Genomic DNA, 24,988 nt, shown 5'->3' with positions numbered 1-24,988 from the left:
GAACCCAGTTGTATTTTGGGCATTAAAAAAACCTCTTCACAAAGAAGAGGTTAGAAAATACACTAAACTCTTCTCATCTTTCAGCTTTCGCTGCAAGAATTAGCACCGTGCCCAGCTTACGCTGGATCGGTTGCCGGGCTTCATCGGGCTCGTCCCTCCGCCTGCTCTTGATAAGAAAATAATTTAATCAAGTTATTTAATTGGTTAAAGTAAATTTGTTAATTAGGATTATGTCAGGTTCATAAAACAATGTCAACTATTTTTTGAATATTTCCAAGCTTTCAATTCTGCTGACTGCTTCCTGCAGTCTCTCTGCCGAAGTCAGCAGTCCCACCCGCACAAAACCTTCTCCATAGTCACCGAATCCTACACCTGGGGCAACTGCTATATGTGCTTTTTCCAGTAAGAAATCCGCAAATTCAACCGAAGTAAATGGTTCTGGAACCTTCAGCCACGCAAAAAATGAGCCCTTTGGAGCAGTAACCTGCCAGCCTATCTTTGTCAGGCCGTCAATAAGTACGTTTCTTCGGGTTTCATATAGATTGTTTAGCTCGGCCACACACTCCTGCTGTCCCAGCAATGCTTCTGCAGCTGCTTCCTGCACTGCACCAAACAAGCTGACATACATATGGTCCTGCAGCAAGTTGATTGCGGCAATCACACTCTTGTTTCCTGCAGCAAAACCAACACGCCATCCAGCCATATTATAAGTTTTTGACAGAGTATAAATTTCGATTCCTACGTCTTTTGCGCCTTCAGACTGTAAAAAGCTTTGTGGGCGGTTCCCGTCAAATCCAATTCCACCATAAGCAAAATCGTGAACGACACAAATCTCATTCTCCCGTGCAAGCTCGATTGTTTCATCAAAAAATTGTTTATCGGCAACTGCCCCTGTAGGATTATTGGGATAGTTAAGGAACATCAACTTGGCTTTATCCAATTGCTCGGCAGCTAACTCTTCATAATCAGGCATAAAGTCATTCTCTTCCCGGAGTGGCATTGTCACCATTTTTGCCCTGGCCAGCTCGACTCCAGACCAGTAGTCAGGATAGCCGGGATCTGGAACGAGAATAGTGTCCCCAGGATTCAACAGACATTGAGGAATTTCTACCAGGCCAGCCTTGCCCCCGAAAAGGATGGCAATTTCTTCTTCCGGATCAAGGTCGACTCCGTACTCCCTTTTATAAAATGTCGCTGCAGCTACTCGTAACGAACGCTGCCCTCTGAAAGGAGAATACTTATGGTTCGCTGGATTCTCTCCAGCTTGCTTCAGTTTTTTAACAATATGCTGCGGTGTCGGTTGGTCAGGGTTTCCCTGGCCAAGATTGATGATGTCTGCCCCTTTTTCTGTATAAGCGCCCACCTTTTGCACCAGTGAAGCAAAAAACTGCTTGGGCAGGCTCTTTAGTAAATCTGACTGTGGAAATTCCATTTTCTCACCTGCTTAGGATTTATATGTTTATTTTAAAATTTTAATTTGAAATTCTAGTCACAAATGATATAACGTAAATAGTAACTTGTAAAGATATAATTTTCAGAAATTATGGCGGTGATGAATGATGAAATTTAAAATAGCATGCCTACAAATGGATATTGCGTTTGGAGATCCTGAAACAAATTACAAAAATGCAGCCAAACTGATTGAACAGGCAAATGGACAAAAACCCGATATGATAGTCCTTCCTGAACTATGGACGACCGGCTATGATCTCGATAATTTAAAGACCACAGCTGAAGAAGAAGCACAAGCAGCCAAAGAGTTTTTAAAGGATGCAGCTTTGAAATACGACTCGCATTTCATAGGCGGTTCTGTTGCCAATAAAACAGAAGCAGGCATTGAAAATACACTGCTTGTATTCGACAAAGATGGAGCCCAGGCAGGAACCTATAGCAAGCTTCATTTGTTCAAGCTAATGGATGAGCATTTGCACTTGGCTGCTGGTAAGGAAAAAGGAATATTCTCCTTGGATGGACATAAATTTGCTGGCCTGATCTGCTATGATATCAGGTTCCCGGAATGGGTCCGTGTCCATGCACTTCAGGATGTGGAAGCGATGTTTGTAGTCGCTGAATGGCCAATCCAGCGTTTGGAACATTGGCGGGCATTGCTTATCGCCCGTGCGATTGAGAACCAATGCTTTGTGATTGCCTGCAACCGCGCTGGCTCCGATCCCAATAATACATTCGCCGGCCATTCCATGGTGATCAATCCATGGGGTGAAGTCATTGCTGAAGGCGGAGACGATGAAGAAATCCTCATAGCGGAAATTGATCTTGATGAGGTAAAAGATGCAAGGAGCAAAATTCCTATCTTTACGGACCGCAGGCCAGAACTGTATTAAGTAACAAAAATTCAAAAAAGATGTCTTGTCTATGATTGAGTAACAATCCAAAGTAAATAAGCGGAGATTTTCCGGCTAAATACAGACTGGATCACGTTTTGGGGTTATATAAGGGGAGGTTTTCCGTTTATTCAACTCTAAATCTCCCAATTCCGAATTTTGGGTGTCAATAGGCGGAATCTCTCCGCCTATTTAAGCTTTTTTCGATAGAAATTACTCATTAAGCGGAATTGTTCCGTCCATTAGCTCCAAAGAAAGAGACGTATGTCAATTCATACGTCAATTCATGTGTCTATTATAAAGAGCCCCCTAAAACGGGACCCTTTATGAGGATGCCTTAAGGTTCCATGCTGCTTAAGGTCAAAGGAGTTATAATAAATCCTTATAGAAAATCACTCAGGCTTTGCCCACATTTCTTCTGGATTCAATTCATAAATCCCATTTTCGCGATACATGTAATGATTGATGATGAATTCTCTCCTGATTGTCGCGTAATCTTCATGGAACTTCGTGATATATTCGTTCAGCTCCTTTTCCGGATATTTTTTTCCGGCTTTCAAACCTCGAACCATATATTCGAAAACCATCAGCTTTTTCTTGCGTTGTGCCGGAATGTTTTTTAGTTTTCCATCTTTCGTCAGGAAATTCTCGATCACCTTTTGCCTTTCGATATTTTGCTCAATCATTGCGTCCACCTCCCCTTCTCTCTTCTCGATTAATTTTCCTAGCGTCCTTGCCTGTTGCTTGATTACTGACTCATTCAGGTGAAAATAAATCGTATTTTTGTCCCTGCGCTCTACGATCACATTGATATCACGCAATTTCTTGATATGGTGGGTGATCGTTGGCGGAGTAAGGCCCAGCTTTCCAGCAATCGCCTGGCCATGCAAAGGTCCATTGGCCAGTAATGCAACAATCCTGATCCTTGTAGGGTCCCCCATCGCTTTATGGAAAGCGACTATTCTGTCCAATTGCATAAAACCACTCCAACTAATTTAATGTATATCTAATTAGGTATACATCTAATATATACCATTCTATAGAAAATTAAAAGGGGATTTGACAATTTTTTATTTTTAATGGTTCCATCCTGTTTCATAGCCAACGGAAAAACGCCTGATTGGCTTCAATCAGACGTTTCCTTGGTTATCGGCAAATAAATATGAAAAATCGTTCCGTGTCCCACTTCGCTCTCTATTTCAATGGTACCCCCGTGTTCTTCAATGATTTTGAAACTCACCATCAAGCCGAGTCCAGTCCCTCTTTCCTTTGTGGTGTAAAAAGGTTCCCCAAGCTTTTTAATTTGTTCCGCCGGGATTCCTTCACCTTCATCCTTGATGGAAATATGTATTCTGTTCCCGGGTGCCTGACTGACGGTCACATTCACAAAGCCGCCTTTTGACATGACTTCTATTGCATTTTTTATGATATTGATAAATACCTTTTTTAGTTGATTAGGTTCACACATAATATCTGGCAAATCATCGTCATAGATGGTTTTGATTTGCACATCATGGAGCACTGCCTGGGCAGTCAGAAGAGACACGGTCTCATTCATGATCTTTGATATATCGGTATATTCAAATTTAATAGATTGAGGTTTAGCCAAAACCAGGAACTCATTGATGATGGAGTCAATCCTTTGCAGTTCGGACTTGATCACCTGGAAATATAACGAATAGGCATCACCTGTGCTGTTTTCAAGCAACTGGATGAACCCCTTTAGAGCAGTCATCGGATTGCGGATTTCATGAGCAATGCCCGCAGCCAGTTCCCCCAGCATATTGAGCGTATCTGATTTATTCAGCTGGGCTTCCATCTCTATTTTTTCAGTGATGTTCCTGAATACGATAAGATTCAGGTTATCAACTAAATGACGTTTGATACTGTATTCAAAATGTTTCATCCTTCCCTCTTCATAGGGAATGGTAATCCTGCCGTCCAGCCTCCCTTTCCGAAGCAATGCCTGTAACTTCTCGTCGATTAACGCATTGGATAGTCCGAGATTCATAAAAAGCTTACGAAAGTTCTCCTCTGTCAGGTCTTCCTGCTTCAACTCAAGCTTGGCTATTCCTGAAGGGTTAATTTCGTAGTGTTTGCAATTTTCATCCCAAAGGATCATCCCTTCAATTGACCCTTCAAAAATTTTCCTGAAACGCTCTTCACTTTTCCGCACCTGCTGTTCCATATGATAACGCTCACTTGCATCACGGACAATCGTCATATGATAGCCATCGCCAGCGTTGAGCTTTACAGTGAATTCAAGCAGCCTTTTTTCCCCATTCGGCAGCAGAAAGAATGCTTCCTCTCGCAATGCCCCTCTTTCATTGATTATTTGCTTCATCTGTCGATACTTCTCGTCTTTACGATAAATGAAGTCCGAGATTTTATGCTTTACCATTTCTTCATGACTGAGCCCAAAAATATTACAGGTTGCTTCATTGACTGCAATGATTTTTCCGCACTTGCCCCAAAACACGATTCCATCCAATGTTTCCATGAAGAAGTTCTTTAGCAAACGATCGTCCGTTATGAATCTCTCAGCAATCTCTGTTTCCTGTCCTTCTGTTACAAAAACGTCAGCAGCTGTTTGCGCAGAGCTGTTGATCCACTCTTTTAATGAGGAATTTTCTTGTTCTAAAGCGGCTATTTTTTCCTTCAGTGCCTTAATCTCATCTGCCGTATTAGCACTACTCACCAGAAAGCCTCCTTGCCTTGATTCCCATTTTTCTAGTAATTTCTACACGGATGGTAAAAATCCCTTTAAACTCGCGATTATTTTCTATTTTTCCTGCTGAGTTCTTCAAATGGACAGTATTATCTATGCCTGCTAAGCGGACAAAGACAAAAAGAGAAGCCAGGCCACTGGCTTCTCTTTATTTTATAGATATTCGTTCTCGTGCTTGGCTTTTAGGCGCTGCCATCTTTTTTCGACTTCTTCTTCAAATTCCACAAGCATGTCTTTATTTTCTTCTTTCAATAAATGCTTGGTTTTACCCATATACTTCAACCAGTCTGTCAACGGAATTTTCTTATTTTTCGCTTCCGGATCGTAAGTGATATTTGTAATTCCTTGTTCCACCTCATATAGTGGGAAGAAGTTTGAGTTCACTGCTGCTTCGACAATTGTCTGGCCAAATCGGTCCTCTGATTTCCAGTTCAGCGGACATGTGATTAAAAGCTTGCCGTAAACTGTACCCACATTTTGCGCATACCATTGTGCCTTCGCAGCCTTCTTCACTAGGTCCTGTGGGAAGGCTTCTGTTCCAGTGAAAACATAAGGGATATTGGTAGATGCCATGATCTGGGCTGTATCCTTATGATGGAACGCCTTACCCTTTTGTGCCTTTCCTACGTTTGAAGTGCTCGTCATGTGTCCGAAAGGAGTGGAGTAGGACAGCTGTGAACCTGTATTCATATAACCCTCATTATCATATTCAAGCATGATCAGCTTGTGGCCGCGAAGCGCTGTACCAATCGCCGATCCCATTCCGATGTCCATTCCGCCATCACCGGTCACCATTACGAAGGTTGCATCTGCAGACACTTCGATTTCGCCTCTTCGTTTCAGTTCAAGGAATGCTTCAAGCGTTCCTGATAATGTTGCCGCTCCATTCTGGAACAAATTATGGATCGTCGTCTGCTTATGGGATGTGTGAGGATAAGCTGTTGTCACGACGTATGCACAACCAGTTTGGAAAAGAATGACGAGATCTCCCTCAATTCCTTTAAAGAACAGCTCCAATCCGCCAAAGATACCGCAGCCAGGGCATGCACCATGACCAGAGGCAATTCGTTTCGGTTTGGAAGTCAAAGCTCTTAAAGGAGGAATTTTGACATTCAATTTATTCTTCTCTTCATCTCTTGTTACCTGAATCAACCCTGACTTATAGACATCACCATGCTGTGGCTCTATGACCTGCTTCAATGCCTTATCAGGTTCTCCTGCAACATGTCCATAGTAGTCGAACGGCTTTTCTGCGTATCCTTTTTCCATTGCATCAATTGCCATGTTGAAGAAAGCTTCAGCATCATCTGCATAGAAGTCTTTACCGCCGAGTCCAAACACCCGGCTCTGGACGATAGTCGTATTTTCCCGGTCCTCCTGGAGAGCAGATTTAATTTCGTGTGTCAGGTTAGGACCGTGTCCTCCATAGGAATCCGCACGCTCACCTACAAGAAGAGACTTAACATTCTGCAATGCTTCCCTGATTTCCTGCGCAGGGAATGGGCGGATGATATTTGGACTGATCACACCGGCTTTGATTCCCTTTTCCCTAAGCTTGTCAACAACATCCTTGGCTGACTCGGCAGCTGAGTTCAGCAGGAACAGAGCTACGTCCGCATCCTCCATTTGATAAAGATCCAGGATATCATAGTTGCGTCCTGATAATTTAGCATATTCTGCAGCTACTTCTTTATAAACATTCTTCGCTTTGTAAATCGCTTCTGATTGCTGGAAGTGGTTGTTCATCAAGTCGTCGCCATTCATATGGGCTCCAATAGTCAATGGCTTCTTTGGATCCCTGGCAAAATTATATTCAGTCGGTGCCTCCCCAACAAATCTCTGAACTACAGCCCGGTCTTTAAAATAGTTCACTTTACGCTTTTGGTGGGATGTAAAGAATCCATCATACGCAACCATGACAGGAAGGCGCACATCAGAGTGTTCCGCAATCTTCAGTGCCATGATGTTCATATCGTAAACAGCCTGTGGTGTCCTGGCGGTCAGAATCACCCACCCTGTATTTAATGCAAAATACAAGTCGGAATGGTCACCGCGGATATCCAGCGGCCCGCTTATAGAACGAGTTACCAGGTTAAGGACCATTGGATAACGTGTACCTGATTGGACAGGAAGCTGCTCTAGCATATACATCAAGCCGTTCGCGCTGGTCGCGTTGAATACTCGGGCTCCGGTTGCCGCTGCACCGTAACAGATACCTGCGGAACCATGTTCTCCATCAGCGGGAATCAATTTGATATCATGTTCACCTCTCGATTTCATCATATCGAGATATTGCGCAACTTCTGTAGAAGGGGTAATCGGGAAGTAGCCCATGATATGATAATTAATCTGAGCTGCTGCCATAGCCGCCATTTCATTTCCGGATTCAAAGGTTGTCACCTGTTCTGCTTTACTCATCTTCTTTACGTTTTCTTCAAGAACGGACATTAAGAAACCCCTCCTGTCACATAAGGATAGTTATGTTTTACTTGATTTTCCTCGGCATAGCCGATCATTTCCCTCAGATCACTCAACGCAGTAGTTGGACATGCCTCAACACACTTCAGGCAGCCTTTGCAATATTGATAATCGATTCCTTTAAGGAACATTTGCTTTCTGCCGCGTTTATCTTCTCCTTCTTCCCAAACGAAGCAATAATCAGGACATGCAGTATCACATGCAGCGCAGTTGATGCATTCCTGCTGGTTGAATTTTGGCAGGAATCCCTGTCTCGAACCGCTCAGGTCCTTCAGGAGACTGTTTGCCTGAGCTGTGATCACACCGCCGATTTCCTGTGTCTGGTAACCAAGAAGCGGCATAGGACGCTCGAATTTCTTGCCTTTTGCGCCATCTTCAGGTGCGTAAGTTTTAAATTGAACTTCATTGTAGCCTCGCTCGAATGTCCTGATGTTCGGCTCCACTAAATGAGGATATTTTTTCTCAAACGTTTTGCGGATAACATTTTTCATCGCTTCAGGATCTAGGAAATCAAGAATGCGGTACAATGCACCAAGCATCGCAGTATTTACTTTTGTTTTTTCCTCGACAGCAATCGAAAGTGCATCGACAATTGCCAGTGTTCCGTGCTCTAGATGAAGATCTTTTTTAATGTCATCGAAATCTCTCGTTGAATTCACCAGCAGGATCCCGTCAGGGCGCAACCCGCTAACTACATCGACCATTTTATAAAGCGCTTCATGGAATACACCGACCACATGCGGCTCTTCTATCGGACTGTGGATCCTGATTTCGGTTTCTGGTTCACAGAAACGGACAAAGCTTTTTACCGGTGATCCTTTTTTCTCCGATCCATAAGAAGAAAAGTTGGAACCGTTCAATCCCAGACCCAGGACACCTGCTTCAGCAAGCATCTTTCCTGCCAGGTTCGCGCCAAGTCCTCCAATCGATTCAAGTCTTATCTCATAAAAGCCTAATTCATTTTTCTTCGGTAAGATAGACATAATCTCCCTCCCCAATTTGGTTGATAAGGTAATTGACATAAAACATTCCCCAATAATATTTTATAGACTTAAAGGAATTTAAGCTGTGACATAAATCAAACATTACAACTTTTTTATTGAAACACGCCCAGAAATTTTTAATCTAGCCCGTATGTTATAATGAAAAATCTTTTATATAACAGAAAGAGAATTGTGATAGTACAGAACCAAATTCAGGAATTGGTTCCTTAATTTAGAGCAATTAGCCTGGTTTGACTTTATCCATAGAAGGGTAGAAAAGGGTTAGTATTTTGGGGGTCTCTAATTAAGGGAGGAAATATGAAACAACGAGATTACTACTTTGACAATGCCAAGTTCATCTTGATTTTTTTCGTCGTATTTGGCCATCTTTTGCGCTCGTTCATTGAAGACAATGAAATGATCTATAATCTTTATAAAGTCATTTATACATTCCATATGCCTGCCTTCATCCTTGTTTCCGGATTTTTCGCAAGGGGGTTCAATAAAAAAGGCTATGTGATGAAAATTGCCAAAAAATTAATACTGCCTTACTTCATCTTTCAGCTGATCTATTCTATTTTCTATTATTTCCTGTACAGTAAGTCTACTTTTACGATGGATCCGCTAAATCCGCACTGGTCCCTATGGTTCTTAATCAGTCTGTTCTGCTGGAACATCATGCTGATTGGCTTCTCAAAGCTTAACGCACCTATTGGGTTGTTGGTTGCCTTTGGAATGGGGTTGGGTGTCGGCTATGTAGATTGGATCTCCAACTACTTGAGCCTATCAAGGACCTTTGTGTTCTTTCCATTGTTCCTGATTGGGTACCACTTGACGAAGGACCATATTAGCACATTGACAAGGCCCGCCTTCAAGGCTGGAGCATTGGTAACCTTTGCTCTTGTATTTTTAGGTTTCTATTTTAACCCATATATAGACTATAAATGGCTGCTGGGTTCCAAACCATACTCATTGATGGAAGCTGCTTCAATAGCAAGCATGTTCACACGATTGGGCTTTTATTTATTAAGCCTGCTGATGGTGTTCAGCTTCTTGACCATTGTCCCGAAGAAACAATACTTCTTTACAGACCTTGGCAAAAATACTCTATACGTCTATCTGCTGCATGGTTTTTTTGTACGAACCTTCCGGGAAAGTGAAGTCCAGGACTTCTTCCATAGTCCTGAACGAATCCTTTTGCTGGCGGTCATCGCCTTGCTGCTGACCTTCCTATTGTCCAGCAAGTACGCAGCAGCCATCGCACAACCGCTGATCGAATTCAAAACCTCACGGATTAGCCAGCTAAAGTTAAGGTTTAATGCTATACTTCGCTTCTATCGTCGGAAACTTACAAGCCAGTGAACCCATGGCTGAGGATGGAAATTTGGAGAGGCTGTCAAAAAGGACTATTTTTTCCTTTTTGATAGCCTCTTTTCCTTATTCTCCTATTGAATTCCACCTGTCTTTTTTGTCCAAACTGAGATATAATTTAAAGTTGATTTGCTGCTGGATTTTTATAAAGGAGATTTTATCAATGAATATTGTTTTAACAACGCTTAACGCGAAATATATACACACAAACCTTGCGATCAGGTATCTTAAGGCATATGCCCAGCCTGAGTTTGACGTAAATCTTGTTGAGTATACCATCAAGGATCCTGTGATCAATATTGTGTCAGACTTGATTCAAAAACAGCCTGATGTTATTGGATTCAGCTGCTACATCTGGAATATTGAAGAGAGTATCAAAGTCATCAAGATGATTAAAAAAATCAATCCTGACATAAAAATTGTCGCAGGCGGCCCTGAGGTTACTTATGATGTCCTTGAATGGATGAGGGAAGTTCCGGAATTTGATTTCATCGTCATTGGTGAAGGTGAACAGACCTTCAAGCAGCTTCTTACCGCAGTAGCTTCGGGAGCAGATTTTACGGAAGTACCTGGAATAGCCTATCGAAAAGGCGAAAGCATCTCTATGAATCCGCAGCAGAATAAGCTGGATTTAAAGGAGCTTCCGTCCCCATATCGTTTCGAAGAAGACCTCCCCCATCTTTCTAAAAGGGTAACCTATCTCGAAACAAGCCGCGGCTGCCCATTCAGCTGCCAATTTTGCTTGTCTTCCATTGAAGTCGGGGTCCGCTATTTCGACAGGGAGAAAATCAAGGAAGATATCCGTTATTTAATGGCAAATGGTGCGAAAACAATCAAATTCGTCGACAGGACGTTCAATATCAGCCGAAGCTATGCAATGGAAATGTTTCGTTTCCTGATCGATGAGCATCTGCCTGGCACAGTGTTCCAGTTTGAAATCACAGCTGATATCATGCGACCTGAGGTCATTCAATTCTTGAACGATGAAGCACCTGCCGGTTTATTCCGTTTTGAAATCGGGGTCCAATCAACTAATGATTACACAAATGAGTTGGTCATGAGGAAACAGAATTTCGATAAGTTGAAACGCACTGTAACCATGGTAAAGGATGGCGGTAAGATTGATCAGCATCTTGATTTAATTGCCGGATTGCCAGAAGAAGATTATCAATCATTCAAAAAAACATTTAATGATGTATTTGCCATGCGTCCGGAAGAATTGCAGCTTGGATTCTTGAAGATGCTCAGAGGGACTGGTTTGAGACTGAGGGCTGAACAGCATGATTATGTGTACATGGATCATTCTCCATATGAAATTCTCGGAAATAATGTCCTTGATTTCAATGACATCATAAAAATAAAACAGGTTGAAGACGTTTTGGAAAAATACTGGAATGATCACCGAATGGATCGTACCGTTGAGTATCTGGTCACAAAGGTATTTCCTTCACCATTTGATTTCTTCCAGGACTTCGGCTCTTATTGGGAGACAAAAGGATGGTCCCGGATTGGCCATCAGCTAGAGGACTTATTCAAAAGACTTTTCAACTTCCTACAGGAAAAAGGTGTGGAAGATCTGGAAGCTATTGAAAGTTTGATGAAGTATGATTACTTGGCCAGCATGAAACACAAGCCAAGAAAGCCATGGTGGGAGCTAAGCTTGGACAAGCAGGATCGTTCTGAAATATACCGTGGGATCATCCAGAAACCTGACGTCCTTGGCAATCAGTACTCCGCGATGAATATTAGTGAAAAGGAATTATATAAACACACTCTGCTTGAGGATATCACTATTGACTTGGAGAAGTTTATCGAAGATGGAGAAATCATGCACTCCCCTTCTTATATGCTTGTATATTTCGATTCAAAATTGAATCGTCCTCAGTTTTTCACTTTTAAAATGGAAGATGTAAAGCCGGCTTAATTTCAGCCGGCTTTTTATTTTTACTCATTTTTTATTTACAGTCTTTTCCAGCTCTATTTTTCGCCTTTTTGCTGTTAAAAGGATGTTCATATAGTTTACCAGCATTGATATCGCCAAATTCCATGCCAAATTCAACATTCAAAGGTTTTTGGTGCCGGCCTTCATGCTTTTTCATTACGATCTTCCTTTCCTGCCTTGCTTTGAATTTCTGTTAGCAAATTTCCCAGGATCTTCACCGTGGGCAAACTCTGCAGAGAATTCGCTCTCCTGAAGGTTTTTCTTAGGTGTGTTTGTATATTTAGCCAAAGCATTTCTTTCTGCCTTCCGTTTAGCCATTCTAACCACCTCCATACTCTTATTTTTATCAATAAAAGATTAGCTATGTACTGATTTGATTACCTAATTTTACAAAAAGGATTTCCTGATAAAAAATTAAATGAAACAAAAAATAAGCTCAAAAAAGGAGGAGCTGAAATGGAGAAAAAAGAACGAGAGCTAAAACCATTGGATATTGAGGATACCTTACCTCACCAAATCAACGCTCCTAGCTTCAAAGACACTGGCATTGAAATGAAGGCGCCTTTTAAAAATGAGCATGGTGTCATCATTGGAGACAGCCTGTACGCATCGGAAAACTCCCCTCTTGAAAATTGGACTGAAGAGACAGATCCTGCTGTCATGGCTGGGGATGAATGGGTTCATCCTACTAACGATATCGGCTGGAACACAGCGGAAAACAGAGAGCTGCTGGAGGAAAAGAGAAAGCCGCAGGCCTATCCCTTCATGCATCCAACAAAAGATGTAAGCAAAGGCCAGGACTAGCGTACCTCGTCTTCATAAGCTGATTAATGTTTAAAGTGCACAAAAAAATCCGGGATCTCCCGGATTTTTTATCTTTAACCTATGATCACTCGTTCTTGTGGATAATGAATGGCTTCTTTCTCTGTTTTTCCGCCAATAATCAACAGGAAGGAGATAACTCCCACCCTTCCGATGAACATCAGGATAATCAGGACCATTTTCCCTATATTCGAGAGCTCTGGTGTAATTCCCATGGATAGCCCCGTTGTTCCAAAGGCTGATGCGACTTCAAAAATGATTGCCAATAACGCCTGATTTTCTGTCACCATCAAAATAAGGACAGCAAAGAAACAAATAAGAACAGCCATGATGGAAACAACCAATGACTTGATTATATCATCCTGATGCAATTCTCTATTGAATATTTTGATTGCCCTTCTCCCCCTTGCAAAGTGGTAAAGGAACAAGAGGTTTAACGCAAAAGTGGTTGTTCGGATTCCTCCCCCAACAGAGCTTGGTGACGCACCGATAAACATCAATGCCGCCATCAGGAATAACGTAGGATCAGTAAAATCATTTACGTCCATTGTCGCCAATCCCCCACTTCTAGTTGTGGTGGACTGAAAAAAAGCATAGAAGAATGAATCCAACAATGATTTATCGGATAAGAAATGATTATACTCCAATGCCCAAATGGCTACGGTCCCAAAAATCAGGAGACCAAGGAACGTAAGAGTCGTAATCTTGAGGAATAAGGTGAAACGAAACGGACGACTTTTTTTCTTCCTGAAAAGGAAACTCTTCAGTTCAACTAAAACAGGGAATCCAATAGCACCGAGAGTGATCAGCAATATATTGATGGTAATCACAAAATAATCCTGTGCATACGGAATCAGAGAGGCTCCTGTTATATCAAAACCCCCATTGGTCGTAGCACTAACGGATGAAAACAAACCGTGGAGAAAAGCTTCTTGCCATGTAGGATAGTATTTTAAGAAATATAACCCTAATAGCAATGCTCCTATTAATTCAATAATGACAATGATCACAAGAATTTCTTTCAAGAGCTTCACAAGGCCTGCCATTGAAGTCTGATTCTGGTCCATCATAATCAATCTGCGTTCTTTAAGGCCGATTTTCTTACGGATGATCAACCAGAAAAATGTACCCAGTGCCATCACACCAATACCGCCGAATTGCAGAACAAACATGAGAATGAAAATGCCAGGTACAGTAAAAGTATCGCGGACGGTTATGACCGAGAGCCCGGTAACACTCACGGCACTTGCTGCAGTGAATAATGCATCCATGAACGTCCATTTAGCCCCGGGCTGGATGGCAACAGGCAAACTTAATAAGCTCATCGAGACAATTACCGCTATTAAATAGTACGCTACGATAATTTGCGCAGGTGATAATTTGTCTAATCTTCTTCTTATATTAATCCACATAATTGCTTCCTTTCAGCCCTCATTCATATACATACCTATGATAAAGAATATCATCTGAATAATAAAGTACTTTCTTGCAATCAACGTTGCATCATATTCTTCCAAGTTTACTTTCAACTTGGCCTCGCGGTAAACATTATCCAAAAGGATAAAAGATTACCATTCATGAACTTTCAAGTTTTGTTCAAACTAACATTACAGAGAAACTCTCTCTGTATACTACAAAAGGAGATGAAAACAATGGCTCGAAATTCAAATAAATTACTTGTACCTGGAGTTGAACAATTCATGGACCAGGTAAAATATGAGATTGCTCAGGAATTCGGGGTTAGCCTTGGTTCCGATACAGTTTCCAGAGCAAACGGTTCAGTTGGCGGGGAGATCACAAAACGCCTAGTTCAACAGGCACAGGCACAACTTTCAGGAAAAGGCCAACAATAACTCTGAACTTGCGCCTATATTTAGGTTGTCCATTAAGGCCCAAACAATTGAATATGAACATGGAAAAAAGTCCGGATTGGATTCCGGACTTTTAATAATTGACTATTTTTTACCATTATTACCTTTATCTTGACCCTGATTGGCTTGTTTTTTACCTGATTGGCCCCTGTTGTTTTCATCAGGCCTTTTTTGTGAATTGGGCTTATGATCATTTTTATATTGTTTTCCGTTATGAGCATTATTTTTGTTAGGCTTATTGCCTGTATCAGAATGCTTGTTATTGCCCTGGCCTCGATTGTTATTATCGTTATTGTTAGTTCCTTTGCTTTGCTCAGGGACAGACGGTTTTTCTTGTTTCGGTTTCCCGTTTTCACTCTCAGGATCATTTTTCTTTAACTGGCCAGGCGGTACCTTCTTTTCTGGCTGTGGAGCAACAGAAGGTGCAGGACCTTCTTTCTTCCCAGGCTCTTTCTTGGTGTTTTTGCCTTTATCAACCGGGGTTGCAACAGGTTTCGGCTTTTGTTTTTCTTTATATATACCAGTTGTGATTCCCTGCTTTCTTGCCTTCTCCCTATCTTCACTAGTTGCTTCCAAAACCTTGAAATTCAGGTCTTCATCTAGTGCAGAAGTTTTAATTTCATAAATCTTCTGTTCTAATTCCCGATCAACAGATTCCTTCGCCTTCTTATTATGAACTGTCGCGATGACTACATCATTTATTTCTTTAAAAAATCCATCTTCCTCGATTTCCGCTAGGATCATCTCTGCGACCTTGGCCGCATCTTTCTTTTTCCAATCCTTTATTTCCCCAATGATTTCTTCCCCTTCAGGATTGTAGCCTTTCAAACGCAGGACTTTTAAATCATCGTTGACTGCCAACTCAATGCTCGGATTCACATCGATGGACATATACGCATATACCTGGTTGTTTTGATATGCCGGAACAAGCGCAGTCATGATAAGCATTATCGTCGCTGCGAGTATAATGGTCCTTGTCTTGAAGCTATTTAAGAACGATAGATTGAACTTCTTCTTTTTAACTGCTTGCGTTTCTGGAAAAAAATGAATTTCTTCTCCTACCTGATAATCTTGTTGAAGCTTTCTGGCCCGCAAAAATTCGCCTTCGGGGGTCAACAATGTTAGGTAAAGATCATTGATTTCGAGGATAACCCCTTTTCTCATGTCTCTAACACCCCTTTTATATAATCCTTTAAATAGACATAATCCCCAATTAATATAAGTGCAATTGCAATAATATATTTCCTGTTTCTCTCTATGGTTTTTCTGCTTACTTTGACCATGTCTTCCAGTTGCTTGATTGGCAGCCGCTTTTTATCTAGAAGCAAATTCTTTAGTTCCTCGTTCTCTACCATTGATTTTGCAACAAGCATTGCGTTTTTACGGGCATCTGCATGTTTAGGAGACTGCTCAAGCAGATCCTGGAAAGACAAATCAAATTCTTTTAGTACATCTTGGAATTGGATGATTTCTTCTCTTCTGATTTCCTGTTCTGTCTTTTTTCGGAAATCATCGAGAGAAAGTTCATCTTCAATTGTCGATCTCTGCTGTTCTTCCTCATTTGGATCATTCGATATATGGAAGCTGAGATTTTGATTCCGGCTCTGCTGACGGATATAATCAATGACTCTCCGCTTAATCATGACTTCTGCAAAGCTTAATAGTGAATTGCCTTTTTCAGATGAATATTTTTGGATTGCCTCATTGAAAGCGATGAGACCAATGCTAAATTCATCGTCCGATTCATGTATGTATCTCTTGCAGACAGACGAGACAGTCTTCGCGATAAATGGCTTATAAGAATCAATTAATTCTTCTCTTAAAGCAGCATCCCCCTGATGGATTTTTTCTACTGTTTCTTCCAGCGGTCTGCGCTTTTTCTTCGCCATGAACAATAAACTTAGCAATAGCCTCACCTCTTTCCTCACCACATTATATCACAGCCTGTCAATTTCTCGTTCTGTGGTTAGGCAGTGAAAAGATAGCCATATTTGGCTACCTTTTCGAGTCTATTGTTCATTATGAATTAATTTTTATCGTTACCTTTTCCGTTACCTTGGCCGTTGTCTTTCCCATTGCCCTTGTTTTCATTTTTATTTGATTTTTTGTCTTCTTTTTTATCCTTTTTAGACTGTTGTTTTTCTTCTTTCTTTTGCTGCTGGGCTTCCTTACGTAATTGCTTTTCAGCAGCTTTCTGTGCTTTACGCTCTTGTTTCGCTTTTTCTTTTTCTACTTTTGGAGATACAACTGGTACTGCTGTTGCGTCGTCATTTACAGGCATTGTTTCAGCTGCAGGTTCCTCAACAACAGGTGTTTCATCTGCAGGGAGTAGATCTGGCTCAACAATTGGTTCTAATTCGACTGGTTCAGTTGTTTCTTCTTCTTCCTCACCTGGCTTCTCAGCATACTTTTCCTCTAATTTAGCCAACTTTTTAGCCATCTTTGCGTATGTCTTGTCAATATTTTTTTGAAGCTGCGCTCTTGCATTGTCATTGCCAACATGTTCCATAGCCGCTTTCAATGCAATGATATTTTGTCTAAGCATTCCTTCAATCTGATCGAAAGGATCTTCGGTTACAACTTCATCTTCAGAACCTTCTGCCTCATCACTTGGCTCTTCAGCGACTACATCATCGGCAGGCTCCTCACCATCTTCAGTTGACTCTTCTGTATCTGTTTCTTCTAGTTCCGTTTCTTCTGTTCCTTCGTCAGAGGTTGCCTCTTCTTCCAATTCTGATCCTTCTTCAGCATCCTCTTCCTTATTACTTTCTTCATCCACAATGTCCTGTGAGTTTTCCATGTATTGAACAGCAGCCTCGATTACTTGAAGGGCTTCTTCTTCTTTCCCTTCAGCGAACAAAGCTCCCGCCTCTTGAAGGCGTTCTGACGCATATGTAGCAAGCAATTCTGCTTCTTTCGCATTATCAAATGTAAAAGCGAGCCTTATTTTCTCCAAAGCAATTTTCGCAAAGTAGAAGAAGTCACCAGGAATCAAAGATGGATTCGTTTCTTCAAGCTCGTCGACCTGTGTCTTAGCTTCTTCAATCTCTTCTGGGCTGACATTTTGCAATTCCACAGTTTCGATCTCAGAATTGTTCTCTTCTGCCATTGCGACTGGCGAAAAAGCAAATGTTCCAGCAAGCACTAATGCCAATGTACTCTTGGCAATTTTTTTCATCTCTTGGTTAGAAAGTTTCTTCATTCTCAATTCACCTCGTAAGTTTTTGGAGCGGCCGCTTTAATCACTACAAAGTTACGTATGCGCTAACTTTGTTATGGGGGTTTTTTCAAAAAAAATAAAAAAGCTTCAGCCAAGTATATGACTGAAGGGTAAAAAATTGTTGTTATATATGGTAATACAACGAATTTTAGCGAAAAAAATGCTTAATTATAACTTAATCATAATAAAACTTTAGTAATATCTTCCTGATTAGGAATCCTGTGAGCACTCCTGGAATGACAAAAAGCATTGGAAGGAATACGGGTCCTGGAAATAGGCCAAATAATTTAACCTTTGGTGATATCATCAAGCCGACAGTGACAAAATAGGCAGAAAATGCAAAAGGCAGAAAGGTGATCTTTTCCTCCTCAGGCATGACGCTTCTATACGCATCCCACATGGCGAACATATATAAACATGGATAAAACATCAGCCACTGATAGTCCAGGACATGCATTGCCTTTTCTGTCTCCCCAAGGAAACTGTACATGATTCCTTTGTTAAAATTACTATTCACATTAACAAGGAACTCGAGTAGGACAAACAAGATTCCCTTAACAAGGTTTCCAGTCAGCAACTGAGCAAACCCTGGCAGTGCGATGCTCCACATTACCGCTTCCAATTTGGTTAAGTTCTTTTTAATCGCCACGTCACGTTTCATCCTTTAGTCATAGTATTAGTGCTTTTATGAGTCCCCAGGTTTCCACGTTGTCAAAAGGAACACATCTTATAAAAACCTCTGCATCTTGCTACTTGTTTTAGATTGTCCAAATTGTACTTCAAATTATCATTTTTCCAGTTAATTGTTAAATATAATTCATATTCTTTATATTAATACACTAATTTCTTCCATATAAATAAAACCGTCCCTAAACCGGAACGGCTAATGATTATTTATTATTTTTTAAAAGAGCGATATAGTTTTTCACAAAAGTGAACCAGTCTCTTTTTTCGGAAAAATAGCTTTTGAATAAATTCAGGAATAACGGATATTTGCCTTTATAGGGATACCATTGTATTTCGGATTTCATGATACCCATGTCTTCCATGATAGCTTTTTCATGACAAAAAATCCTTAATCCCGCCTCAGAGTGATACCTGCCTATGCCGCTCTCCTTTGTTCCTCCAAACGGCAGACCGTGGTTTGCCACAGTGATGAGGACATCATTGATGACAACAGCTCCGGACACAAGTCTGGAAGCGACACGGTGAGCCTTCGCTTTATCTTTGGTCCAGACACTGGCATTCAGACCGAATACAGTTCCATTAGCATAGGTAATTGCTTCTTCTTCCGTATCAAATGGGACAACAGGAAGCAATGGACCAAAAGATTCTTCCTGAATGATTTTCATATCCTGTTCCACTTCAGTGACGACTGTCAGCGGCAAAAACATGTCACCCTTCCAGTCAGAAGGCTTCAACCCTGTCTCTAATTTCGCTCCCCGCTCAAGTGCTTCATCCAGTTGAGCTTTCACAACATCTTTCTGACCAGGGAACGTCATGGATCCGACATCTGCATTGATATCATTCCCTTGTTGTAGGGAATTGACTTCTTTTTTCAACTTCTCAAGGAACTTGCCATAAATGGATCGTTCAACATATAATCGCTCAGCACTCATGCAAACCTGGCCGCTATTGGTAAATGCACCCCAGACGGCTCCTTTTACCGCTCTGTCGATGTTTGCATCCTCAAATACAATCATCGGGTCTTTCCCGCCAAGCTCCAAGGTCGTAGGTATCAAATCTTTCGCTGCCTGCTGCTGAATGATTTTACCTGTCCTGACTGAGCCTGTAAAAAAAATATAATCTGGCTTACCCGCCGTAAAAGCAGCACCTACTTCTTTTCCGCCATGTGCGACCTGGACTGTTCCTTCCGGAAAGCCGGAACGCTTGAACAAGTCCTCGATGCATTTTCCGACAAGCGGAGTAACTTCCGATGGTTTTAAAATAACTGCATTACCTCCTGCAAGTGCACTGATCATCGGAACCATCGCAAGCTGAAGCGGGTAATTCCATGGAGAAATAACAAGGACAACACCACGTGGCATATATTCAATAAAGGATTTTTTCCCGAAGAGCAATAATGGTGTTTTTACCTTTTTCCTGCTTAATACCTTTTCCGCATGTCTGATAATATGATCGATTGCATCAAGAGTCGGCATGATATCGGCCACTATTGACTCTGTCAACACCTTTCCGGTATCATCTGAAATTACTTTAGCGATTTGGTCCATTTCATCGACCATCAGCTTCTTCAGTCTCTTCAAGTACCTAGTACGCTCAGAAATGGCCATGCTGCTCCAATACTCAAAACCATCCTTCGCTCTCTGGTAGAAGAACGGAATTTCCTGGACATGCGTCTCTTCAATTTCAGCTATAACCTCTCCAGTCGCTGGTGCCACAACAGACATCTTTTGTACGTCTTTAACTGAGTGCATGTTCATTCACCTGCCAAAATCATTAAAATTAAGATATATTGATCTGGAATTGCCTTTTATGTTTATTCTCTTGGTAGAAAGCCGCCATGGCAGTTATACCTTCCTTGAAATCCGGGCATCTTATTCCGGAGTCTTTTAAGTCCTCCTGTGACTGGGAAGAATCGAAATTCCCCTTCCATGTAAAGTAATCAAGTGCTTCCTTTTCAACTCCAAGATACCTCCTGAGCACCTTGAAATTGAGTCCTCCTTTTGCCAAAGCTAGCGGAACGGCTCCTTTTGGCTGCTTTTTCATTAATTCATACATCATCATCGCGTAAAGCTCAGATACCTTATAAGGTTTAGGGTCTGTAAGATGATATGTTTTTCCTGCTCCCTTATCAGCAAATGTCAAATAGGTTGTGGCTTCAATAATATAATCCACCGGCACCAGATTGACAACACTCTCGCCCTTTCCAAGCTTTGGCAAGAATGGCAAGAAGCTAAGACGGTCTATGAAATTCATGATAAAATAAGGGCCATCAAACTTGATGGTTTCTCCTGTTCTTGAATGTCCTTTAACAATCCCTGGTCGAATGATTGTCACAGGAACCTTAGATTTCAATGCCTCTACAAGCACTTCTGCTTCATATTTAGTTTCTTCGTAAAAATTTTTAAAACCAGATGGCTTGATTAGTTCATTCTCGTACAAGATCCCTTCCCGTTTGCCGGCAACAAAAGCAGTGCTGAAGTACGTATATCGCCGGATATTTTTAAGGGTCTGCGTCCATTCATTGACGTTCCCGGTACCCTTTACATTGACACGATAGGCAATTTCTTTTGGCACTGCCAGGTCGTAGATGGCTGCCAGATGAAAAACATGTGTCACTTCTCTTTCGAGTCGCGCTTGTATTTCTGGATCAATAGCCAGACCAATAGCAGTAATGTCCCCTCTGATGATCTCAAACTGACTCTCAGAAAGACTGTACTCCTGGATGATCGCTGCTCTCTCAGTATTTGCCTGATCTATCATATTAGGCAATACAAGTACATGAACCTTTCCATTGCCCTCATTTTTACGCAAAACTTCTCGAATCAATTGATTGCTGATGAATCCCGGAAATCCTGTAAAAAAGTATCCGTACTCCATGAATGTCCTCCTCAACGTTAATTAGCTATATTTTAACGATAAGCGCTTACATTCGCAATAACTTTCCTGACTATTCAGAAAATAATAGAGTTAACACGTACCACTTTCCTTGATGGTCGTTAATATTTGTAAAGTAGCTGTTCTCAAAAAATGAAAGATGCCTGGCATATCAGCATCGCCAGGCATCTTCATATTATCTTCTTCTTAAATCATTATTTGAATCTTCATCTTCTTTTATGAGTTCAAGAAGCTCTTCTAACATTCCTGCCATTTCTTCTTTCGAATATTTCCCCTTTTGGAAGGATGTCTGTCTTTCTTCAACTTCGGTATAACCCGACTCTGTATGCTCCTTTAACAGGTAGGCTGGAACCAGATGGCCATCCGGGGTTGCATACATTTTATTTCTTCTTCGATAATCCTTATCAAAGAAACTATAGACCACTGGAATGACAAACAGCGTCAGGAAGGTGCTGCTGATCAGGCCGCCAATGACCGTAATTCCCATTGGCTGATTGATTTCTGTCCCTTCTCCTACACCAAGGGCTAGCGGTAGAAGTCCAAGGATAGTCGTCAATGCGGTCATCAGGATAGGTCTTGCCCTGTCTTTAACTGATAGAACTATCGCTTCATGCGGAATCAAGCCACGCTCTTTCTTCTGGTTAATATAGTCGACGATCACGATCGCATTGTTAACAACGATACCAGCAAGAACGATGATACCGATAACCACAGTCAAGCTGACTGGTGTACCCGTTGCCGTCAGTGCCAGCGCAACACCAATAACCATTAAAGGAACTGTGAACATGATGACAAATGGATACTTCAATGACTCGAACTGAGCCGCCATGACCAGATAGATCAAGATGATCGCCAGCACGAACGCCAAAACAAGATCATCAATTGAAGACTCGAGCAATTCCCTGTCTCCACTGAAGACAACTTCCGTTTCCTCGGGCAGGTCAAGTTCTTCGATCTTTTCATCAACCTTTTTGGATATATCGCCAAGGTTCGTTGAGGATTTGTATTTCATCGTGAATTCAACTGCACCCTGCTGATTGATCCTCTGAATTTTGACAGGACCGCTGCCTGTTTCAATATTTGCCACCTGTCCAAGAGTGACATAGTTTCCATCAGGCTTTTTGATTAAAAGCTGTTTCAGCTTATCGATATTTTGCGTGACATCACTGTCATATTCCACATATACACCAAGAATTTCACCATCATTCCCTGGCATTTGCGTGGCCATATCCCCTCTGGTCACGTTGTTGACGACCATGGCAATCTGAGCTGGTGCAAGTCCCTGGGCGAGTGCCTTTTCTCTATCCACTGTAATCTGGATTTCCTCGACCGTTTCATTCTGGCTAGTGGTCAGTTCATTGACATCTTCAAGTTCCCGGAGTGAATTATATATTGAATCAACTGATTCATTCAGCCGCTTTTCACTGGAATCCCGGACATTGAAAGTAAGCGTGTTTGGAGCCGAACCGGATGTGGACTGCATATTAAAATTTAGTTCAGCACTGCTGTTTGCACTCACAGCAGCCTGTTCCAATTCTTTTTTTACATCATCGACAAACTGGAAGGTACTGATTTCACGTTCTTCAAGCTCATCCATTTTCACATACAGTTCCCCAACATTAGCATTCGTCGTGCCCCTGAATGAAGCCTCTTGAGTAGTGCCGATCAAGCTTACATAAACGTCGACATCCTCTTCATCTTTCAATTTATCTTCGAGTGCTGTCATGACTTTTTGAGTTTCTGAAAGAGCCGCTCCATTTTCGAGATTCACCCTGATGCTGAAGAACCCCTCATCAGTAGGAGGAATAAACTGAGTTCCTACGGTTGTCACACCATAACCGCCTCCGGCGAGCATCAGCAAAGTAATCAGAATGACAATGAAACGGTGGCGGAGCGCCCACCTGATCGATTTTTCCAATCCTCTCATCGATCCAGATCTCTGCCTTCTTGTTTCCATGTTTTTCTTTGGCGCCTTCAACAGCCTGCTGGCCAACATTGGGACGACGGTCAATGCTACTACTAACGAAGCAAATAAACTAAAAGAAATGGTCAATGCAAACTCAGTAAACAACTCGCCGATAATACCGGAAATGAATACGACCGGCAAAAATACAGCAACAGTCGTTAAAGTAGAAGCTGTAATGGCCGCTCCTACCTCCTTGGCTCCATCCCTGGCGGCTGTTTTCGGATCCTTGCCCATTGAAAGATGGCGATAGATATTTTCAATGACGACTATGGCATTATCAACTAGCATCCCTATTCCAAGAGCCAGTCCGCCAAGCGTCATGATATTCAAAGTGAAATCTGCAAAGAACATTAATACAAAGGTAAAGATGACTGAATATGGAATCGCAATCCCAATGATTAGCGGACTCTTTACATTTCTCAGGAAGAAGAAAAGAACGGCCATCGCAAGCAATCCCCCGACAATCAGGGAATTTGAAATATTGCCAATCGCCATTTTGATATAATCACCCTGGTCAAAGAGAACTTCCGACTTTATACCGGAGTATTTATCCCTTTCCAGCAAAGCCTCCAATTCTTCAAGAAAAGTCTCAGAAACCTCTGCAGTGTTAGCATCAGATTGCTGGAGTACACTCAGTAGAACAGAGGGAGATTGATTCGTCCTAGTAATGGTATTATCATCCTGCTTTTGAAGTTCAACTTTACCAACGTCCTCAAGTGTGACCTTTTGCTTTGTCACAGGATTATTGAATACAGTCAGATTCTTTAACGTATCCAATGAATCCAAAGTGCTGATGATTCTGGTCGTCAGTTCCTTGCCATCCGTCAAAATCGTGTCACCAGGCATCGATACATCGTTAGCCCTGATCAGGTCGACAACATCTGATTGACTTAGCTTGTACTCCTTCAACTTCTCCTGGTCGAGTTCCACCCTCACTTCCTGGATGGATGTACCGGATAAATTGACACTTGCCACTCCATCAACCTTTGTGAGCTCCAACTCCAGTTCTTCTGCCAGCTCCCTTAGTGCAGATTCATCCTGGTCTGAGCTTAATGATAACTGAATGACTGGAAATTGAGACGGATCAAACTTCATGAATCTTGGCTTATTCGCGTCGTCTGGGATCGGTGTCATATCAAGCCTTTGTATGACCTCATCCTGGATATCGTCAATATTGGTTGTCCAGGAAAACTGCATCAGGATCAGGTTGGCACCCTCCTGCGATGTCGATGTCATCGTCTTGATTCCTGGGAGAGTAGCGAGATTAGCCTCAAGTGGCTTTGTAACCTTTTCGACTACTTCCTGTGGACTCGCTCCCTGATAATTGGTCACAACGACCCCAACAGGAGGATTTATATCCGGAATCAGTTTCAGAGGAATCCTCATTAATGAAACAACCCCGAGAATCAGGACCAAAAACATGGTCACTAATGTAAAAACAGGTCTTCTGATTGAAAAATTACTGATTTTCATATACGAACTCCTTTCGGCGATAAAACACAATGACTGACCGGACGGTTATTACTCTACCATCCTAAATATAGTGAAGCACGGTGGATAATTCAACTATCCAGTATGCAATTAAAAAGAACAATTTTTAACAGTTGTTTCCCGTAAACATACCTTTCATTTTAAATGAAACCATTGATTAATGAAAATTTTAGACGTTTTAAATAATCATCT

General features: G+C 41.7%; 20 protein-coding genes and 1 riboswitch. Of the genes, 5 read left to right on the top strand and 15 right to left on the bottom strand.

The features are described 5' to 3' along the window. Window positions 1-70: 70 nt before the first annotated feature. A riboswitch (SAM riboswitch) is annotated at window positions 71-177 on the bottom strand. Between the two features lie 79 nt (window positions 178-256). Next, a complete protein-coding gene (locus tag LGO15_RS07720) occupies window positions 257-1,432 on the bottom strand; it encodes a pyridoxal phosphate-dependent aminotransferase (protein WP_226087249.1) in 1,176 nt (391 codons plus the stop codon). Between the two features lie 127 nt (window positions 1,433-1,559). Between LGO15_RS07720 and LGO15_RS07715 the strand changes: the two genes are divergently transcribed. After that, window positions 1,560-2,342, top strand: coding sequence for a carbon-nitrogen family hydrolase (locus LGO15_RS07715; RefSeq protein WP_226087847.1), 783 nt, complete (start codon window positions 1,560-1,562; stop codon window positions 2,340-2,342). Window positions 2,343-2,734: 392 nt separating this feature from the next. Here the strand turns inward: LGO15_RS07715 and LGO15_RS07710 are convergent, their stop codons facing one another. From LGO15_RS07710 to LGO15_RS07695, 4 genes are all read right to left on the bottom strand, one after another. Continuing rightward, window positions 2,735-3,319 (bottom strand): DUF2087 domain-containing protein, encoded by a 585-nt coding sequence (locus LGO15_RS07710; RefSeq protein ID WP_167831945.1) that lies wholly within the window; start codon window positions 3,317-3,319, stop codon window positions 2,735-2,737. A 149-nt stretch (window positions 3,320-3,468) separates the two neighbouring features. After that, on the bottom strand, window positions 3,469-5,040 hold the full coding sequence (locus LGO15_RS07705; protein WP_226087248.1) for a PAS domain-containing sensor histidine kinase: 1,572 nt from the start codon (window positions 5,038-5,040) through the stop codon (window positions 3,469-3,471). Between the two features lie 183 nt (window positions 5,041-5,223). Further along, window positions 5,224-7,518, bottom strand: coding sequence for a thiamine pyrophosphate-dependent enzyme (locus tag LGO15_RS07700; protein ID WP_226087247.1), 2,295 nt, complete (start codon window positions 7,516-7,518; stop codon window positions 5,224-5,226). Continuing rightward, a complete protein-coding gene (locus LGO15_RS07695; protein ID WP_226087246.1) occupies window positions 7,518-8,531 on the bottom strand; it encodes a 2-oxoacid:acceptor oxidoreductase family protein in 1,014 nt (337 codons plus the stop codon). Before LGO15_RS07695 ends, LGO15_RS07700 begins: the two co-directional genes overlap by 1 nt. A gap of 318 nt (window positions 8,532-8,849) precedes the next feature. Between LGO15_RS07695 and LGO15_RS07690 the strand changes: the two genes are divergently transcribed. Both LGO15_RS07690 and LGO15_RS07685 read left to right on the top strand, forming a co-directional pair. After that, window positions 8,850-9,893, top strand: a complete 1,044-nt coding sequence (locus LGO15_RS07690) for an acyltransferase family protein (protein ID WP_226087245.1) — start codon at window positions 8,850-8,852, stop codon at window positions 9,891-9,893. A gap of 172 nt (window positions 9,894-10,065) precedes the next feature. Beyond that, window positions 10,066-11,826: a B12-binding domain-containing radical SAM protein gene (locus LGO15_RS07685; protein WP_226087244.1), complete on the top strand. Its 1,761-nt coding sequence runs from the start codon at window positions 10,066-10,068 to the stop codon at window positions 11,824-11,826. 31 nt (window positions 11,827-11,857) lie between these two features. Here the strand turns inward: LGO15_RS07685 and LGO15_RS07680 are convergent, their stop codons facing one another. Both LGO15_RS07680 and LGO15_RS07675 read right to left on the bottom strand, forming a co-directional pair. Further along, window positions 11,858-12,001 (bottom strand): hypothetical protein, encoded by a 144-nt coding sequence (locus LGO15_RS07680; protein WP_226087243.1) that lies wholly within the window; start codon window positions 11,999-12,001, stop codon window positions 11,858-11,860. Next, window positions 12,001-12,162, bottom strand: a complete 162-nt coding sequence (locus tag LGO15_RS07675) for a hypothetical protein (RefSeq protein ID WP_023615140.1) — start codon at window positions 12,160-12,162, stop codon at window positions 12,001-12,003. Before LGO15_RS07675 ends, LGO15_RS07680 begins: the two co-directional genes overlap by 1 nt. Before the next feature lie 138 nt (window positions 12,163-12,300). Here LGO15_RS07675 and LGO15_RS07670 point away from each other — a divergent pair, with 138 nt between their 5' ends. Continuing rightward, window positions 12,301-12,648 (top strand): DUF3905 domain-containing protein, encoded by a 348-nt coding sequence (locus LGO15_RS07670; protein ID WP_167831952.1) that lies wholly within the window; start codon window positions 12,301-12,303, stop codon window positions 12,646-12,648. Window positions 12,649-12,722: 74 nt separating this feature from the next. Here LGO15_RS07670 and LGO15_RS07665 read toward each other — a convergent pair whose 3' ends face one another. Continuing rightward, window positions 12,723-14,078 (bottom strand): TrkH family potassium uptake protein, encoded by a 1,356-nt coding sequence (locus tag LGO15_RS07665; protein WP_167831953.1) that lies wholly within the window; start codon window positions 14,076-14,078, stop codon window positions 12,723-12,725. Between the two features lie 240 nt (window positions 14,079-14,318). Between LGO15_RS07665 and LGO15_RS07660 the strand changes: the two genes are divergently transcribed. Beyond that, entirely contained in the window at window positions 14,319-14,519 is a 201-nt protein-coding gene (locus tag LGO15_RS07660) for an alpha/beta-type small acid-soluble spore protein (RefSeq protein ID WP_167831954.1), read from the top strand. Between the two features lie 102 nt (window positions 14,520-14,621). On the opposite strand, the gene LGO15_RS07655 is transcribed toward LGO15_RS07660, so the two are convergent. The 7 genes from LGO15_RS07655 to LGO15_RS07625 all read right to left on the bottom strand — a co-directional run bounded on the left by LGO15_RS07655 (window position 14,622) and on the right by LGO15_RS07625 (window position 24,778). Beyond that, on the bottom strand, window positions 14,622-15,701 hold the full coding sequence (locus LGO15_RS07655) for an anti-sigma factor domain-containing protein (RefSeq protein ID WP_226087242.1): 1,080 nt from the start codon (window positions 15,699-15,701) through the stop codon (window positions 14,622-14,624). Continuing rightward, window positions 15,698-16,444: an RNA polymerase sigma factor SigI gene (gene sigI, locus LGO15_RS07650; RefSeq protein ID WP_167831956.1), complete on the bottom strand. Its 747-nt coding sequence runs from the start codon at window positions 16,442-16,444 to the stop codon at window positions 15,698-15,700. Before sigI ends, LGO15_RS07655 begins: the two co-directional genes overlap by 4 nt. A gap of 119 nt (window positions 16,445-16,563) precedes the next feature. After that, window positions 16,564-17,739, bottom strand: a complete 1,176-nt coding sequence (locus LGO15_RS07645) for a DUF5667 domain-containing protein (RefSeq protein ID WP_226087241.1) — start codon at window positions 17,737-17,739, stop codon at window positions 16,564-16,566. 193 nt (window positions 17,740-17,932) lie between these two features. Further along, entirely contained in the window at window positions 17,933-18,367 is a 435-nt protein-coding gene (locus LGO15_RS07640) for a hypothetical protein (RefSeq protein ID WP_226087846.1), read from the bottom strand. 280 nt (window positions 18,368-18,647) lie between these two features. Then, window positions 18,648-20,195, bottom strand: a complete 1,548-nt coding sequence (locus tag LGO15_RS07635) for an aldehyde dehydrogenase family protein (RefSeq protein WP_226087240.1) — start codon at window positions 20,193-20,195, stop codon at window positions 18,648-18,650. 28 nt (window positions 20,196-20,223) lie between these two features. After that, window positions 20,224-21,321: an SDR family oxidoreductase gene (locus LGO15_RS07630; RefSeq protein ID WP_226087239.1), complete on the bottom strand. Its 1,098-nt coding sequence runs from the start codon at window positions 21,319-21,321 to the stop codon at window positions 20,224-20,226. A 193-nt stretch (window positions 21,322-21,514) separates the two neighbouring features. Next, a complete protein-coding gene (locus tag LGO15_RS07625; protein WP_226087238.1) occupies window positions 21,515-24,778 on the bottom strand; it encodes an efflux RND transporter permease subunit in 3,264 nt (1,087 codons plus the stop codon). Between the last annotated feature and the right edge of the window lie 210 nt (window positions 24,779-24,988).

Origin of the sequence: Mesobacillus sp. S13 (genome assembly GCF_020422885.1) — a bacterium.
GTDB classification, from domain to species: domain Bacteria; phylum Bacillota; class Bacilli; order Bacillales; family Cytobacillaceae; genus Mesobacillus; species Mesobacillus selenatarsenatis_A.
The sequence above is the reverse complement of the archived record's forward strand: the minus strand, read 5'-3'. Positions and strand labels throughout refer to the sequence as shown.